The sequence below is a fragment of the Streptomyces sp. NBC_00076 genome, from assembly GCF_045041235.1.
GTDB lineage: Bacteria > Actinomycetota > Actinomycetes > Streptomycetales > Streptomycetaceae > Streptomyces.
In genome coordinates this window covers 10,789,975-10,805,893 of the sequence record NZ_CP108242.1, presented here as the reverse complement: position 1 = coordinate 10,805,893, position 15,919 = coordinate 10,789,975, and the positions used below count along the sequence as shown (strand labels likewise).

The following is a 15,919-nucleotide window of genomic DNA, read 5'->3' as shown; positions in this document are numbered from 1 at the left end:
CTCACGTCTCGTCTGCGCCGCGGTGCCGAGGCCCGGATCCGAAGGCGGTCACCCGACGGAACCTGAACTCACGGCCGACGGCGGCCCGATGCGGGCGAGCGTCTCCCGTGTCTCCTCGGTCAGACCTCCCCAGATCCCATACCGCTCCCGGTTGTCGAGCGCGTACCGGCGGCACGGAATCCGCACCGGGCACCGATCGCAGATCATCAGTGCCCGTCGGACGGTCGACAGGTCGCCGGGAGCGGGAAAGAAGGTGTTCATGTCGGCACCTCGGCACGCTGGGGCCGGCCACCCTTCCACCGCCGGGCGGACGGGCAAGACACGGTCGTTCATCAGAGGAGTACGAGACTCTGTCATCCCATCTCCTCCAGCTTCTTGCCGTTGGTCTCGCGCACCCTGACGGCGACGAAGACGAAGGAGAGCACGGCGAAGCCCGCGTAGGCGGCGTAGGTGGACGACAGGTTCCAGTCCGACATGCGGGGGAAGCTCTCGGTGACGGCCCAGTTGGCGACCCAGTTTGCGGCCGTCGCCACCGACATCGCGGCGGCGCGGATGCGCAGCGGGAACATCTCGCCGACCATCACCCAGAGCACCACACCCCAGGAGACCGCGAAGAAGAACACGAAGGCGTGGGCGGCGACCAGTGCCACGGTGCCCTGGGTGTCCGGGATGGACAGACTGCCGCCGCTGCCCGTCTTGTACGAGAAGGCCCAGGACGCGAAGGCCAGCGACACGGCCATGCCGGCCGATCCGGTCAGCGCGAGCGGTTTGCGGCCGACCCGGTCGATCAGCAGCATCGCCACGACGGTTCCGACGATGTTGACGATCGATGTGGACAGGCTGATCAGAAGGGAGTTGGCCTGGTCGATACCCACCGACTGCCACAGCAGCGACGAGTAGTAGAAGATGACGTTGATGCCGACGAGCTGCTGGAAGACGGCCAGCCCGATGCCGACCCACACGATCGGCAGCAGCCCGAAGCGGCCGTCGAGCAGATCGCGTACCCGCGGCTTGTGATCGGTCTTGAGAGCATGCTGGATCTCGGCGATCCGCTCCTCCGAGCCCGCGTACGTGCCCTGCAGATCGCGCAACGCGGCCAAGGCCTGGGCCTCGCGGCCCCTTGCGACGAGGAAGTGCGGCGACTCCGGGATGCGCAGCGTGAGGAACAGGTAGGCCAGCGCCGGTACGACCGCGGCCATGAGCATCCACTGCCAGGCTTGCAGGGCACCCAGCAGGTTCTCGCTCTTGCCGTCGGCACCTTGGGCGATGCCCCAGTTGACAAGCTGGGAGGCGGTGATGCCGAGCACGATGGCCGCCTGCTGGAACGAGGCCAGCCGCCCGCGGTGGTCGGGCGGCGCGACCTCGGCGATATAGGTGGGTCCGATCAGCGAGGCGAGGCCGATCGCCATTCCTCCAACGATGCGCCAGGCGCCCAGGTCCCAGACGGAGAAGGGCATGGACGAGCCGAGCGCGCTGATCGCGAAGAGAACCGCGGCGAGGTGCATCACGCGCCGCCGGCCGATGCGGTCGGCGAGACGGCCGGCGACGGCCGCTCCGAAGGCGGAGCCGAGCAGAGCGGAGGCGACGATGGTGCCCGTCTCGCTGGAGGTGACGTCGAATCGGTGCTGGATTCCGGTGACGGCGCCGTTGATGACGGCACTGTCGTAGCCGAACAGGAAGCCGCCGGTCGACGCGGCCGCCGAGATGAAGGTGACGCGCCGTAGGTTGGTCGGGCGGAGCGCGGCCCTCGAGTGGGCCCGCCCCGCGGAAGAGGCGTTCGCGGTCATGGACAAGGACTCCTTCACAGGACCGGGTGCACACCGACGCCGGCGGGAGCTCCCGGCCAGGCGGGCGTACCCGTCGTAGCGGACGTGGATCGGATGGACGACTGCGCTGATGACCGGACACCGGTCGGCGAGCATGCCGCAGCTCAGACGCCGGCCGCCGGGGCTGAGAGCAGTTGGTGCAGGCGGGCGAGGCTCGCCGCGCCGATGAGGCCGGCGTCCGATCCCACGGTGGCGGTGCGGACCTCGGCGTAGACGCGGTGCTCGCCGCCGCCGAGGGCCCGGCGGTAGGACATCTCGGCCGGCCGCCTGATCAGCTCGCCGGTGTCGCCGAGGCCACCGCCGATGACGAGGACGGACGGGTCGAGGATGGAGGCGAGGTCGGCGAGGGCCTGGCCCAGCCAGCGGCCCGACTGCGCGAACACCTCGAGGGAGAAGGGGTCGCCGCTGAGGGCGGCCTTGGTCACATGGTGCCCGTCAAGACCGCCGGGGGTGCCGTCGCCCAGCGCGAGCACCAGCGCGGCCCGGGCCGGATCGGCCGCCGCCATGTCGCGGGCGCGGCGGGTGTGGGCCGCTCCGCTGGCGTACTGCTCCATGCAGCCGTGCTGGCCGCAGAGGCAGGGGAGCCCGTCGGGGACCGCCCGGTAGTGGCCGATCTCGCCGGCCATGCCGTAGCGGCCGCGGAAGAGCCGGCCCCTGCTGATGATGCCGCCGCCCAGGCCGGTGCCCGCCATGACCATCACCATGTCGTCGTGCCCGGCACCGGCTCCATGGATGAACTCGCCCCAAGCGGCGGCGTTCGCGTCGTTCTCGACGACGCACGGGAGCCCGGTGGCCTCCTGGACGATGTCCCGGATCTCCTTGTCGTGCCAGCCCAGGTTGGGTGCGAAGCGCACCGTCGAGCGGTCCGCGTCCACGTATCCGGCTGCTCCGACGCCGACCGCCCGAACGTCGTCCCAGTCCTTGCGGACCTGCTGGACCGCCTCGGCGATCGCTCCGGCGATCCGGTCCGGGTCGTGCGGGGTGGGGACGCGCACCCGGGAGACGACCTCCCCACCGGGGTCGACCGTCCCGGCGGCGATCTTCGTGCCGCCGAGATCGACGCCGACGGTCAGACCGCCGTTCTGCTCGTTCATGCGGCACCGCACATGCCGTGGAACCGACGGTGCGCCCGCCGACGTCTGAGTCCGCCTGATCGGTGCAGGCTGACGGGACCGTGAGACATGGTGTGGCTCCTGACGTTGTGATTCCGTGTGAAAGAGGGGGGAATTCGGCTCGTCACCGGCCGGAACAACCGGCATGGCGGCCTCGACACCCCGGAGGCGGCGGTTCATCGCCCGTCCGCCTACCGGCTCAGCTTCCGTAATCCGGTGGCGAGTTGCATGAGTCATTCGACTGTTTCCGACGTCGTCGCTCGCTGTGTCACACATCCGGGCCGTGCCTTGTCTTCTAAGCGAACCAAGTTGGATCGACCGGAGGTGTGACACGGTGTTGGACAACGAATCGATGAGCGGAGTCGACGAGCACGGGAGCCAGGACGGGACCGGGCCCAGGATGCTGGCGGACGTCAAGCCGCCCTTCGTGCCGGAGGGTGCTTCGGCGATGACCGTGGTGGTCGAGTGGCCTCCGGGACACCCCGGGACCCCGCCGCACCGGCACTCGGGGCCGTGTTTCGGCTACGTCACCGAAGGCGCCGTCCGGTGGGAACTCGAGGGCGAACCCGAGCGGGTGATCAAGGCCGGTGAGACGTTCTGGGAGCCAGGCGGTGACGTGATCCACTACCAGAACGGCAACGCCCTGTCGGATACGCCGGCCAAGTACGTCGTCATCATGCTGTGCGCGCCCGGCCGGCCGATGCTCACGCTGGTCGAAGAGGAGGAGTTGTCGGAACGGGCCCACCTCCGAGCCCCGCGGCCCTCCTCCGACTGAACCACGGCCCGGGGACGAGAGTCCGCCACGTCAGATCGCGAAGGGGGCCGCTGTGGCCGGTCATGGGTCGGCGCCGCGCGGCACGACCGAGGCGCTGCTAGGACGCGACCGGGAACTGCAGCTGCTTCGGTCGTACGTCGACGAAGTACTCGGGCGCGGTGGGGTGCTGGTGCTGTCCGGGGAGCCGGGTGTCGGCAAGTCCGTGCTTCTGAACGCCGCGGCGACGGCGGCGACGGCGGCCGGTGCGCTGGTCCTGCACTCCGACGGGATCGAGTTCCGCGCGGATCTGAGCTTCGCCGGACTGAACCACGTACTCGAACCCTTGCTGCCCGAGTACGACGGGCTCGACCCGGTGCACCGCGAGGCCCTGACCGTGGCGCTGGGCGCGGGTGCCGGTGCCCCGGTGGATCGGCTGGTCCTCTATGGGGCCGTACTGGCGCTGCTCCGCCGGGCGGCGAACAGCCGTCCCGTTCTGCTGGTCATCGACGACCTGCAGTGGGTCGACCGGGCGAGCGCCGCGGCGCTCGCGTTCGTCGCCCGGCGGCTGACCGGGAGCCGAGTGGGCCTTCTCACAGCCTCGCGGCCGGGGTTCGAGAGTTTCTTCGAACGCGCGGGGCTTCCCGAGCTCACCGTGTCCCCACTGGACGACAGGGCGGCAGCCGCCCTGGTCGGCATCCACTTCCCGCTGCTCGCCGGGCAGGAGTTGCGTCGGGTCCTCGCGCAGGCGCAGGGCAACCCGCTGGCGCTGCTGGAACTGCCGGCCGCGCTCGGCGACTCGCGAGCCGGCGCGGGAGTGCTGCCGTCGGAGGTGCTCCCGCTCAGCCGTCGGCTGCGGGACCTGTATGGCTCCCGGGTCGCGGAGATGCCGGCCCCCACCCGCCGGCTGCTGCTCCTGGCCGCGCTGGAGGGCGGCGGCGACCTGTCGGTCCTGCGCGCCGCCGCCCCCAGCGAGGACGTACTGGCCCTTCTCGCTCCGGCGGAGCGGGCACAGCTGCTGCGGATCGAACACCAAGGCTTGGGGCGGGTGTCCTTCCACCATCCGCTGATCCGCGCGACCGTCGTGTCGGGCGCGACCAGCGGTCAGCGCCTTGACGCCCACCAGGTTCTGGCCAAAGCGCTGACCCGTAAACCCGATCGCCGGGCATGGCACCTGGCTGAGGCCACACCCGATCCTGACGAGCAGGTTGCCGCGCTCCTGGAGGACACCGCACACCGGGCCCGCCGGCGCGGTGACGCCGTCGGTGCCTTCAACGCGCTGGTGCGGTCCGCCGACCTCACTCCCGGCTCCGCGGACCGCGGCAGACGGCTCGCCGAAGCCGCTTTCGTAGCCGCGGACGTCGCCGGAGAGCTGAGCAGCGCGGCCGAACTGCTCGTGGAGGCCCGGCGTGCCGACCCGGAACTGCGGGGATCGCTGCGGGCGGCGGCCGCGGCCTCCCAGGTGCTGCTCAACCGTGACGGTGATGTCAACACCGCGCACCGGCTGCTGGTCGGTGCGATCACGACCCGCGACGGCAGGTCCGACGGCGACGACGAGGCGCTCTTCGAGGCGCTGTGCACCCTGCGCAGGGTGTGTCTGTGCGCGGGCAGACCCGAGTTCTGGGACGCGTACCAGGCGGCCATGTCGCAGTTGACCGTGCCGATGCCTCCCCTTCAGGAACTCCTCGGCGACGTCTACTCCGACCCGGCACGCTCCTCCCCGGCAGCCCTCGGCCTGCTCGACGCGGTCATCCACGACCTGCACCGGGAGACCGACCCGAGCCGGATCGAAAGGGTCGCGATGGCGGCCCTGTTCGTGGACCGGGCGACCGGGTGCCGTGCGGCGCTCTGGCCCGTCGTCGAGAACGGACGCGAAGGCGGCGCGGTCACGTCAGCGCTCATCGCGCTGGTGGTGCTGTGTCTCGACGACTTCCTGACGGGTCGATGGGACGAGTGCGACTCTCTCGCCAAGGAGGGGCTGGCGCTGTGCGAGGCCAGCGGCTATCAGATGCTGGCCCAGCAGTTCCACCGGGTCCAGGGCCTGCTGGCCGCGGCGCGCGGCGACGACGACACGGTGCGGGAGCTGGCACAGAGGATCACGCAGTGGGCGGTACCCCGCGGTGCCCGGACCGTCGAGCACTTCGCGCGGCACATGACGACACTGACCGCCCTGGGACGCGGCGACCACGACGACGCCTACCTCGATGCCTCGGCCATCAGCCCTGCCGGCATGCTGGCCTCCCATGCCCCGCTGGCTCTGTGGGTTCCCATGGACCTCGTGGAAGCCGCCGTGCGCAGCGGACGCCGAGCCGAGGCACTCGCCCATGTCGCCGCGATGCGGCAGACGGGCCTGCCCGGCATCTCCGGCCGCCTGGCACTGGTCACCGCCGGTTCGGCCGCGATCGCCGCCCCCGAGGACCGGGCCACCGACGCCTTCGAGGAAGCACTCGCCGTTCCCGGTGCCGAGCGCTGGCCCTTCGACCTCGCCCGGGTCCGCCTCGCATACGGACAGCACCTGCGTCGCGCACGAGCCGTCGGCGACGCCCGGACGCACCTCGCCGCCGCCCTCAAGACCTTCCGCAGTCTCGGGGCCGCCCCCTGGGCCTCGCGGGCAGCCGAAGAGCTCCGGGCCACCGGCCGTCACGCCACCTGGGGAGCCCACCAGGACCTGGGGGCTGGCCGGCTCACGGAGCAGGAACACCAGATCGCCGCACTCGCCGCGACCGGGCTGAGCAACAAGCAGATCGGCGAACGTCTGTTCTTCTCCCACCGCACCGTGGGGGCTCACCTGCACCGGATCTTCCGGAAGCTCGGCATCACCTCGCGTGTCACCCTCGGCGAGGCCCTCGCCGCACTGCCGCCTCAGCAGTCCCGGGCGGAACGGTCTCCCACCTCTTCGCAGACCTAGAAGGCATTTCCTCCAGGAAGGGACGCGAGCGCGTCCCTCAGCCCCGCACGTGAGGAAATTCCGAGCTTCGGGAACAACTGGTAGAGGTGCGAACCAACGGTTCGGGGCGAGAGGTGGAGACGTTCGCCGATCTGCTTGTTGGTGAACCCGGAAGCGGCGAGTACGGCGATCTCCTGCTCCTGTCCGGTGAGGGTCACGGAACCGTGCTTCGCTCCGGTGCGGGACCGGCGGGTGGCGCGGAGTTCGCCCGTGGCCCGGTCGGCCCACGGCCGGGCGCCCAGGCGCTCGAACACCTCGGCCGCCGCCTCCAGTTGGGCCCGGGCCTCCGTGACGAAGCGCATGCGCCTCAGACGCTCCCCGTAGGCCAGCCGGATCCGCGCCAGATCGAAGGGCCAGTCCTGCGCTCCCGGCACGGCCAGCGCCTGCTCGAAGCACCCGACCGCGTCGTCATCGGGTGCCACCAGCGCGGCCGAGCCCGCCACCAGCAGCGCCAGCCGGGGGGAGAGAGTCGCGACACCGGCCTCCCGCATCGCCCGCACGTGTGCCTCGGCCTCAGCGGTGCGCCGGGTGTGCACCGCCGCTTCCACCAGGTCCATGCAGACCCACAGCGCGTACGGAGCGTGGGGGCCGAGTCGGCCCGCAGGGCTGATCGCCACGGCGTGGCGGTACGCGCATTCGTGGTCGCCGGCACCGAGTTCGGCGAGGACCCGTGCATGGTCGGCGAAGGCCGCCGCCGCCAGAACTCCACGAGGCACGGCCCACTGCGTGATGCGGTCGGCCGTGCTCCGGCTCTCTTCGAACTGCCCGCGAACGGCGGCGAGCAGGGCCTGGTGGTACTCGAAATACCAAGAGAAGAACGGGTATTGGCGCTCCTGGCAGATCGTCAGGCCCTCGGTGGCCAGCGTTTCGTCCTCCTCCCACCGGCCGGCCGGGAATGCCCGCAGGCACAGGTGCATGAGCGCGTCGATGTGTCGGCGCACGTGGCCGCCCCGGCGTCCCCGCCGGACCGCGTCCCAAGAGACGTCCAGCGGTTCCGTGAGCCGGTCGAGGCAGGCGGCGGGCAGCGGCGGTGCAGCCGGCTTCAGACGGTCGAGGGCCGCGTGGAAGGGATTCCACAGCTCGTCCCGACCAGCGGACCAGCACACCAACTGCAGCACATGCAGTGTCTCGATGAGGGCGTCGTCCCCGGCGTCGTTTCCGTGGCTGCCGGTCTCGATGGCCTCCACCAGGAGACGGTGGGCCATGTCGATGTCGCCGTCACCGCCGTTGAGCAGGAGGAGAACCCTCGTGGCGGCGGTCAGCGACCCCGTGCGGTCCGGGTCCGCGCACCGGGCGCGGTCGAGGAGTTCCGACGCCGCGCGCAGCTCACCGGTCGCGTCGGCAGCGAGGTATGCGGCCTGGGTCAGTCTGCGTCCTCGGTCCCCGGGACGGGGGCTCAGCTCGGCGGCCCTGGTGAACGTGGCGACCGCTGCTGCGGCGTCACCTCGCCGGGCGGCGCGATGCCCTGTCTCCTCCAGCAGGGCGGCGACACGCTCGTCGGGAACGAGGGTTGCCCGGCCCAGGTGCCAGGCCCGCCGCTCGGGAGCCTGAGCGCGGATCTCCGCCAGCGTGCGATGGGCCTGGCAGCGCTCGGTCAGGGTGCTGGCCTCGACGACCGCGGCCCTCATCAGCGGATGCCGGAAGACGAACCGTCGGCTCGTGTCGTCAAAGGTGATCAGACGGTCCGCTTCCACCGCTGACAACGCCGTAAGAGCCTTCGGGTCGTCCGATCCGGCACGAAGTCCGGCACGGAGGACTCCCGGATCTCCGGTGTCGTCGAGGGCAAGCAGCAGCAGAAGCCGGCGCGATTCGGCCGGAAGACGGGCCACGCGCGAAGCGTGGCGGCTCCGCAGACGTGGGGAGAGGGGCAGTACGTCGTGCAGATCGGCCGGCGCGTCGCGTTGCCGGCCGCCCAACGCGGCCGGCAGCTCCACGAGCGCCAGCGGGTTGCCCTGCGCCTGCGCCAGGACGCGGTCCCGCGCCGGTCCGGTCAGCCCCGGAAAGCTGGCTCCGAGGAGTTCCACGGCCGCGTCGCGATCCAGCGGCGGCAGCTCGTACTCGGCGAACCCAGCTCGGTCGAGGAAGGTCTCGGATCCCGATCTGCAGGCGGCGAGGAGTCCGATACGGCTGCCCGCTGGCCGACGGGCGACGAAGCCCAGCACCGCCGAACTGGCCCGGTCGAAACAGCCGAGGTCGTCCACGACGATGAACACAGGGCGTTCGGTTGCCGCTTGGCGCAGCAGGAAGAGCACCGCGTGGGAGACATGAAGACTGTCGGGCACTGGATCGCCCCCGTAGCCCAGCGCACTGCGCAGCACCCTCCGATGGGTGTCCTCCAGGCGCTCGATCCGGCCGTTCAGCGGCAACAGCAACTGGTGAAGTCCGGCGTAGGCGAGCTCGGACTCGAACCGGACGCCGACGGCCGACAGCACCCGGGCACCCGCCGCGGACATGATCCTGGCGACCTCCCCCAGCAGGGCGCTCTTGCCCACGCCCGGCTCCCCGGAGAGCAGCAGGGCACGGCTGTCGGCCGAGCCCTTTCCGAGCAGCGCTGTGATCTCCCGGAGTTGCCGCGCACGCCCCACCAACTCTGGGCGCTGACCGGCGTCCGCGACAGGGGTCCGAGGCAGCCGTTCGACGCGCGAGCCGAGTGACATGACTACTCCGTACGTTTACGCCGTCCTCCCCGCTCTGTGGCCGGAAGGCTTGTCCTCACCGTGCACCGGCCGGTGAGGACAAACATCAGTCACGTGACTGTGTGGCGACGTGCGGGTCATTTGACTGATGGTGCGAACCCACGTGAGCCGCACAGAATCGTGATGTCCCTGAATCACACGAGTGTCGCAGAACGCATCACACCGTGTGAACTCCGAATCTCCCTGACCCCACAGATCTACCGAGCGGTGATGCAGATGAGAGAACTCGACAGTTGTACGCCGGTGGTGTGCCGGATGCTTGTCCGTCTGGTCGTCACCGAAGGGGTGGACCGGCCGGTGATGCTTGACCTGTCCTACGACGGAGCCGATCCGTACGCGGTGTCCCTGACGTTCCACATGCGCACGGACACGACCGTGCACTGGGTGATCGGCCGCGATCTCCTCCTGGACGGGCTGGAGAAGCTCACCGGCGTCGGCGACGTCCAGGTCTGGCCCTGCCGGGACCCGGGGGCGGACAGGGTACACATCGCGCTGTGCCCGTGTCCGAAGCAGGAGGCGGTCGTGGTGACCGCCCCGGCGCGAGCCCTCAGGGCCTTTCTGTGGCGAACCCTCGCGGTGGTGCCCACCGGTACCGAGGAGTGCCACCTGGACGTGGACGGAGCCGTCCGCCAACTCCTGAGCGGCCCCGGTGAGTCGCTTCGGTAGGGGCCGTCCGAGCCGGACGGGCCGGCGGCCTGCGAGGTCGAGTCCCCCGTCCCCGGCGCGCCGGCACCCTGCCTACCTCGAGGTGCAGAAGGAGCGCGCCGAGGACGTCCAGCTGCGGATCGCCGACTGGATCACCCGGTTCGCCGGATCGATGTGGTTCGTCTGCATCCACGTTCTCCTGTTCGCGGCATGGATGGTCTGGATGGAGGACAGCCCGTGGCAGACGCTCACACTGATCGTCTCGCTCGAGGCCATCTTCCTGTCCGCGTTCGTGATGATCGGCCAGAACCGGCAGGCCGAGTTCACGCGCAAGAAGGCCGACCACGACTACCTGTCGCAGGAACTCGAACTGCGTCACAACACGGAACTCACGGAACTCATCCATACGCTCACCGTCGAGATCCACAAGGCCGTGAACGCCGCGGCCGCGGGTGAAACGGACGCGGGCGAGCACGCCGAGCAGGTACCCACCGCCACGGCCTGAGTCGCCGTTGCATGTCACATCGGGCCCGCCTGTGCGGTCTACATGGTGACGGACAAGAAGCAGAGGGAGTCATGCGAGAGATTCTGATCGTCGGCGGCGGCTACGCAGGCTTCTACACCGCCTGGGGCCTGCAGAAGAAGCTGCGTTCGGGCGAGGCGCGGGTCACGGTCGTCGACCCGCGCCCGTACATGACCTATCAGCCCTTCCTGCCCGAGGTGGCGGCCGGTTCGGTGGAGGCACGTCACGCCGTCGTGTCACTGAGGCGGCACCTGCGCGGCACCCGGCTGGTCTCCGGCACCGTGACCGGGATCAGTAACGCGGACCGTACGGTGACCGTCCGCCCGGTGCGCGGCGACGCCTACGAGCTGCGCTACGACGTCCTCGTGGTCACCGCCGGCGCGGTGACCCGCACTTTCCCCATTCCCGGACTCGCGCAGCAGGCGATCGGCCTCAAGCACGTGGAGGAGGCCGTGGCGATCCGTGACCGGCTGATGACCGCGTTCGACCAGGCCGCGTCGCTGCCGGCCGGCCCCGAGCGGCAAAGGCTGCTCACCGTCACGTTCGTGGGAGGCGGGTTCTCCGGCGTCGAGGGCTTCGGCGAACTGCTGTCGCTGGCGTCCGCGATGCTCAGGTCCTATCCGGAACTGAGCACCGACGACCTGTCCTTCCACCTTGTCGAGGCCCGTGGCCGCATCCTGCCCGAGGTGAGCGACAGGCCGGGAGCCTGGGTTGTACGCCACCTGGAACGCCGCGGCGCACATGTCCATCTCAACACGCAGCTGCTGTCCGCCGAGGACGGCCACGTCGTCCTCTCCAGCGGAGAGGAGTACGACTCCGAGCTGATCGTCTGGGCGGCCGGCAACGCCGCGAACCCGGTCCTGCACAAGCGCACGGACCTGCCCCTCGACGAGCGCGGCCTGCTGCTGGCCCGTGCCGACCTGCGCGTGGGCACCGACGCCGAGCCCGTGCCTGACGTGTGGGCCGCCGGCGACGACGCGTCCATCCCCGACCTGGCCTCGCCGGTGCCGGGTGCGCGCACGGTGCCGAACGCCCAGCACGCCGTGCGACAGGGCAGACGTCTCGCCGGGAACATCGTGGCCGACCTGCGCGGACGGCGGGTCCGAAACTACCGCCACGACAGTCTGGGCGTGGTGGCGACCCTGGGGCTGGGCCGGGGCATCTTCCAGTACAAGGGCATCGTCATCAGGGGATTCCCGGCGTGGCTGATGCACCGTGGTTATCACGTGCTCGCGGTGCCCAGCTGGGAACGCAAGATCCGCGTTCTGGCGGTCTGGCTCACCGCAGCCCTGACAGGCCGTGACCTCGTGTCTCTCGCCTCCGTCCAGCACCCGCGGGACGCCTTCGTCACGGGTGGGCGGACAGAGAACCCGAGCGCCGGCCGCGCGAAGGAAGGCAGCACACCATGACTGTGTGGAGTTCCCGTTTCCCTAGGGGGTACGCCGTGGCCGCACGCGAGGAGGCCGCCCGCGGCCTGCCCAACATCGAAGGTTTCCTGTACCGGGAGGCTCACAGGGGAGCAACCCACCGCCGCGTGGCGGCATTCACCGCGCGCGTGGAGGGGCTCACCCCCGAGCAGAAGCGGGACATCGAACAGTGGTACGTCGACGAGCAGAACGACGTAGCCCGCATGGTGACCGATCACATCGCTGAGCGCGTCGGGGCGATGGAAGCGCAACACCACCTCAGGATCCGGCACTGGCTGCGGGGAACACTCACCGGCATGGCGCTGATCACCCTGACGATGATCGCCTGCGTCGTGGTGATCCTCGGATCGTCGCGGTGATCGCCGAGCGCTAGGGGCTGTTTCTCGGATCATGTGCGGAGCCAGGTCATGAGGGCCGCGAGGGTGACGGTTCCGAGGTAGATGTAGGCGCGTTTCTCATAGCGTGTGGCGACGGCGCGAAAGCCCTTCAGGCGGTTGATGGCCCGCTCGACGGTGTTGCGTTTCTTGTAGCGCTCGCTGTCGAATCCGGTGGGCCTACCGCCTCGGGAACCTCGCGCCTGCCGGTGTCTTTTCTGGTCCAGACGTTCGGGGATGGTGTGCTGGATCCCGCGTCGTCGCAGGTAAAGGCGGTTGCTGCGGGAGGTGTAGGCCTTGTCTGCCAGGACATGGTCGGGCCGGGTGCGAGGCCGTCCGACTCCGCGGCGGGGCACGGAAATCTGTCGCAGCACGTGCTCGAGTTGGGGGCCGTCACCGTAGTGTCCAGGTGTCAGGACGAAGGCGAGTGGCCGGCATCGTCCGTCGGCGACGAGATGGATCTTGGTGGTGAACCCGCCGCGGGAACGTCCCAGGCACTCGCCGATCTGACCACCTCCTCCAGGCGGACAGCCAGTTTCCGCAGCACCGAATCGGCCTGGTTCGTCCCTGGGCCGGCCGCCCCCTTTTGAGGCATCGCGGGCGGCGGGGCCTTCCTTGCGCCGGCTGCGTGCTGGTGGGCCCGCACCGCTGTCGAGTCCACTGACACGTCCCAGTCGACCCCACCCGCAGCATCCTCGGCGGCCTGAATGCGAGACAGCAACATCTTCCACGTTCCATCCGCCGACCAGCGGCGATGCCGTTTGTAGACCGTCTCCCACGGCCCGAACCGTTCCGGCAGGTCCCGCCACTGCACACCCGTCCGCACCCGGTACAACACCCCGTTGATCACCCGACGGTGATCACTCCACCGGCCCCCACGCTCACCACCGCGGGGTAAGAACGACTCCAGCCGACCCCACTCCGCATTCGTCAAATCCCCACGGCCCATACAGCCAGCCTGACCCCAACACCCCACTCACGTCAGGAGATCCGAGAAACAGCACCTAGGAGCGCCCGGTCCGGTACAGGCCCCGGCCAGCGCGCTGGACGCGGGAGGAGGCGACAAGGCGATCGAGCGTGCTGCGGACCGCGTTGATGCTTCCGCTGTCGGCGTCACGGCCGAGCGCCGCCGCGACATCACGGGCCCGCACCTCCGCGTCACCGACCTTGGCGAAGTACGACATGACCTGCTCGGTGAGCTTTCCGTACTGCTTGTCGGCGTCCGAGTCGGTGTCCGTCTGTGAAGCCCCGGGCACGGTGTGCTCGTCCACTTGGGCAGCGGCGCGGGGAGTGACCAGTGCGCTCTCGAGTGCGCCGAGGGCCCGCTGTACGGAGCCGAGATGTGCCACGACCGCCGCCAACTCCCTTTCCAGCGCCTGCTTCTGGAACTGCAGCCGGGCCAGTTCCTCCTGAAGCCCCTCGGCGGTGACCTCGATGCTGTGTGCCGTACGGCTCGCGGAGACCATGAGTTCTCCCCTCCTCAACCCTTGTCGACATCATATGCAGTGGTTCGAGTGTCAGACAGGGCATCTCAGTGTCTCGAACAGTGGGATTTCGCGAGCCCGTGAAAAAGCATCGTCCATTCCTGTCACAAGCGCCCGTCGGTCGCGGTCCATACAGCGGATGAACCGCAGCAACGGAGGCAATGGATCATGTCTGTCGAACCGTCCCTCACCACACCTGACGACCTTGAGGACGCTGTCGCCGTCTTCGTGCACCACCGCAACCGGCTCTTCGGGATCGCCTACCGCATGCTCGGCAGCACGGTCGAGGCCGAGGACGTGGTCCAGGAGGTATGGCTGCGCTGGCAGAAGACCGACCGCTCGGTGGTGCTGAGTCCTGCGGCTTTCCTCTCGAGCGCCACGACCCGCCTCGCCATCAACGTCGCGCAGTCGGCGCGCGTGCGTCGGGAGACGTACATCGGACCGTGGCTGCCGGAACCCGTCGACACCGGCGCGGACCCCGAGGTCGGGGCCGAGCGCGCGGAGGCAGTCGAGATGGCGCTGCTGCTGGTGCTGGAGAAACTGACTCCCGTCGAGCGCGCTGCCTATGTACTGCGCGAGGCGTTCGACTACGCCTACGCCGAGATCGCCGACATGCTCGAAGTCAGCCTCGTCAATGTGCGGAAGATAGTCAGCCGTGCTCGTCGGCACCTGCTGGACGAGCGGCGGGAGAGCGTGGACGCGGCTGAACACCGACGCCTCCTCGGCGCCTTCGTCTCAGCGGCCAGAACGGGAGACGTGGCATCCCTCGAAGCCCTGCTCGCGCCCGACGTCGTCAGCCTCTCCGACGGCAACGGCATGCGGGGCTGTGCCCGGATACCTGTGCGGGGCCGGGCACGGGTGGCCAGGCTCGCGGCCTATCGGCAGTTGTGGCGGGAGGCAATTCCCGAGCTGGTCGATGCCAACGGCGCTACGGGTGTGCTGGTCCACCGGGACGGCCGGACGGTCGCCTTCATGACCGCGGCCGCCTCGAAGCACGGCATTCACCAGGTGATGTGGGTGTTCGAGCCGAGCAAGATCGCCGCCTTCGTCGCATCGCGTTCCCGTTTCGCGATGTCTCCCGGCGCCGCACCGGACAGTGTGTGACAGCTGCGGTGACTCCTCTTCGCTGTCACGGGCCATCGACCGAGCCGGCGCCACCGTCGGCAGGGGGCTGGTTCCAGGACCGCAGTTTGTCGGGGTTGAGCATGACCCAGACCTGGGCGACACGGTCGTCCGAGACGTCGAGGCTGATGACAGCGGCGACCCGGCGGCCATAGCTGGCGACCAGGCCGGTCCGGCCGTTGACGGAATGGGTGGTCAGGGTGGTGTGCGCGCTTCGGGCCAGGAGCGTCAAGAGGCTGTCGGCGACCGGCCGACAGCCGTGGACCGGTCCGGTCAACGCCCGTACCTTGCCGCCACCGTCGAAGAACGCCGTCGCGTCCGGGCACAGCAACGACGTGAGCAACTCCCCGTCCCCGGAGATGCACGCCCGGCATACGGCGCGGGCGACGGCGTCATGCTGCCGCGGTGTCGTGGAGCGGGTGCGCCGCAGCCGCAGCCACTGCCTGGCCCGTTCGGCGAGTTCGGCGAGCTCCGGCTCCGTGCGGCCCACGATGTCGGCGACCGTGCCCGGGGCCATCCCGAAGGCACGGAACACGAACGCGGCGCGCTCGGCAGTCGACAGCGACTCCAGCGCGTTCAGCACGACCCGCCCGGCCTCCTCCTCCACCTCCGACGGCCGTGCCCCGTGCCCCTCCTCGGGGCCGGCGGCACCCCGGCCGGGCCGTGCGAGGCGGTCCAGGCAGATCCCGCCCACGGTCTTCGCCAGCCAGGACCGGGGGACGGTGACCTGCCGACGCGCTGCGTCGGACAGCCCGTACCACCGGTGATAGGCCTCGTCGACGACGCTTTCCGCCGCGCCCGGGTCGCCCAGCATCCAGTGAGCGACATCGAGCAGGAACCGACGCTCCTCCCACAGCTCGTCGATCGGCACCGCATCGCTCTGGTCCATGGGCCATCCTCGCTCTCACTGGCGCTGCCCCGCACGCGGCGGGGCGTCGGCTCACCCGTAAGACCGGGAACTCCCGGATGGTGTGACACGGGCTCGTCGCGGCCGTGTGTCACACATGCGCGG

General features: G+C 70.0%; 13 protein-coding genes and 1 pseudogene. 7 read left to right on the top strand and 7 right to left on the bottom strand.

All coding sequences use genetic code 11. From position 1 onward, the window contains the following. Positions 1-48: 48 nt before the first annotated feature. From OHA64_RS48460 to OHA64_RS48450, 3 genes are all read right to left on the bottom strand, one after another. Positions 49-333 (bottom strand): WhiB family transcriptional regulator, encoded by a 285-nt coding sequence (locus OHA64_RS48460; protein WP_405623758.1) that lies wholly within the window; start codon positions 331-333, stop codon positions 49-51. 20 nt (positions 334-353) lie between these two features. Continuing rightward, complete coding sequence (locus OHA64_RS48455) at positions 354-1,787, bottom strand: sugar porter family MFS transporter (RefSeq protein WP_405623757.1); 1,434 nt, start codon at positions 1,785-1,787, stop codon at positions 354-356. Between the two features lie 143 nt (positions 1,788-1,930). After that, complete coding sequence (locus OHA64_RS48450) at positions 1,931-2,920, bottom strand: ROK family glucokinase (protein ID WP_405623756.1); 990 nt, start codon at positions 2,918-2,920, stop codon at positions 1,931-1,933. Positions 2,921-3,290: 370 nt separating this feature from the next. Here OHA64_RS48450 and OHA64_RS48445 point away from each other — a divergent pair, with 370 nt between their 5' ends. Next, positions 3,291-3,713: a cupin domain-containing protein gene (locus OHA64_RS48445; RefSeq protein WP_405624428.1), complete on the top strand. Its 423-nt coding sequence runs from the start codon at positions 3,291-3,293 to the stop codon at positions 3,711-3,713. Positions 3,714-3,765: 52 nt separating this feature from the next. Beyond that, the gene (locus OHA64_RS48440) at positions 3,766-6,597 is read left to right on the top strand and encodes an AAA family ATPase (protein WP_405623754.1); all 2,832 of its coding nucleotides are present in this window, start codon (positions 3,766-3,768) and stop codon (positions 6,595-6,597) included. Here OHA64_RS48440 and OHA64_RS48435 read toward each other — a convergent pair. Further along, on the bottom strand, positions 6,594-9,293 hold the full coding sequence (locus tag OHA64_RS48435; RefSeq protein WP_405623753.1) for an AAA family ATPase: 2,700 nt from the start codon (positions 9,291-9,293) through the stop codon (positions 6,594-6,596). The genes OHA64_RS48440 and OHA64_RS48435 overlap by 4 nt on opposite strands. Positions 9,294-9,542: 249 nt before the next feature. Between OHA64_RS48435 and OHA64_RS48430 the strand changes: the two genes are divergently transcribed. The 4 genes from OHA64_RS48430 to OHA64_RS48415 all read left to right on the top strand — a co-directional run bounded on the left by OHA64_RS48430 (position 9,543) and on the right by OHA64_RS48415 (position 12,286). Continuing rightward, entirely contained in the window at positions 9,543-9,998 is a 456-nt protein-coding gene (locus OHA64_RS48430) for an SsgA family sporulation/cell division regulator (protein ID WP_405623752.1), read from the top strand. An 82-nt stretch (positions 9,999-10,080) separates the two neighbouring features. Beyond that, the gene (locus tag OHA64_RS48425) at positions 10,081-10,482 is read left to right on the top strand and encodes a DUF1003 domain-containing protein (protein WP_405623751.1); all 402 of its coding nucleotides are present in this window, start codon (positions 10,081-10,083) and stop codon (positions 10,480-10,482) included. 71 nt (positions 10,483-10,553) lie between these two features. Beyond that, entirely contained in the window at positions 10,554-11,909 is a 1,356-nt protein-coding gene (locus OHA64_RS48420; protein ID WP_405623750.1) for an NAD(P)/FAD-dependent oxidoreductase, read from the top strand. A 35-nt stretch (positions 11,910-11,944) separates the two neighbouring features. After that, complete coding sequence (locus tag OHA64_RS48415; protein WP_405623749.1) at positions 11,945-12,286, top strand: hypothetical protein; 342 nt, start codon at positions 11,945-11,947, stop codon at positions 12,284-12,286. A gap of 29 nt (positions 12,287-12,315) precedes the next feature. Here OHA64_RS48415 and OHA64_RS48410 read toward each other — a convergent pair. Both OHA64_RS48410 and OHA64_RS48405 read right to left on the bottom strand, forming a co-directional pair. Further along, positions 12,316-13,250, bottom strand: a pseudogene (locus tag OHA64_RS48410) (IS5 family transposase). 55 nt (positions 13,251-13,305) lie between these two features. Beyond that, positions 13,306-13,767, bottom strand: coding sequence for a hypothetical protein (locus OHA64_RS48405; RefSeq protein WP_405623748.1), 462 nt, complete (start codon positions 13,765-13,767; stop codon positions 13,306-13,308). Positions 13,768-13,953: 186 nt separating this feature from the next. On the opposite strand from OHA64_RS48405, the gene OHA64_RS48400 reads away from it, so the two are divergent. Then, entirely contained in the window at positions 13,954-14,889 is a 936-nt protein-coding gene (locus tag OHA64_RS48400) for an RNA polymerase sigma-70 factor (protein WP_405623747.1), read from the top strand. 25 nt (positions 14,890-14,914) lie between these two features. Here the strand turns inward: OHA64_RS48400 and OHA64_RS48395 are convergent, their stop codons facing one another. After that, a complete protein-coding gene (locus OHA64_RS48395; protein ID WP_405623746.1) occupies positions 14,915-15,796 on the bottom strand; it encodes an RNA polymerase subunit sigma in 882 nt (293 codons plus the stop codon). Between the last annotated feature and the right edge of the window lie 123 nt (positions 15,797-15,919).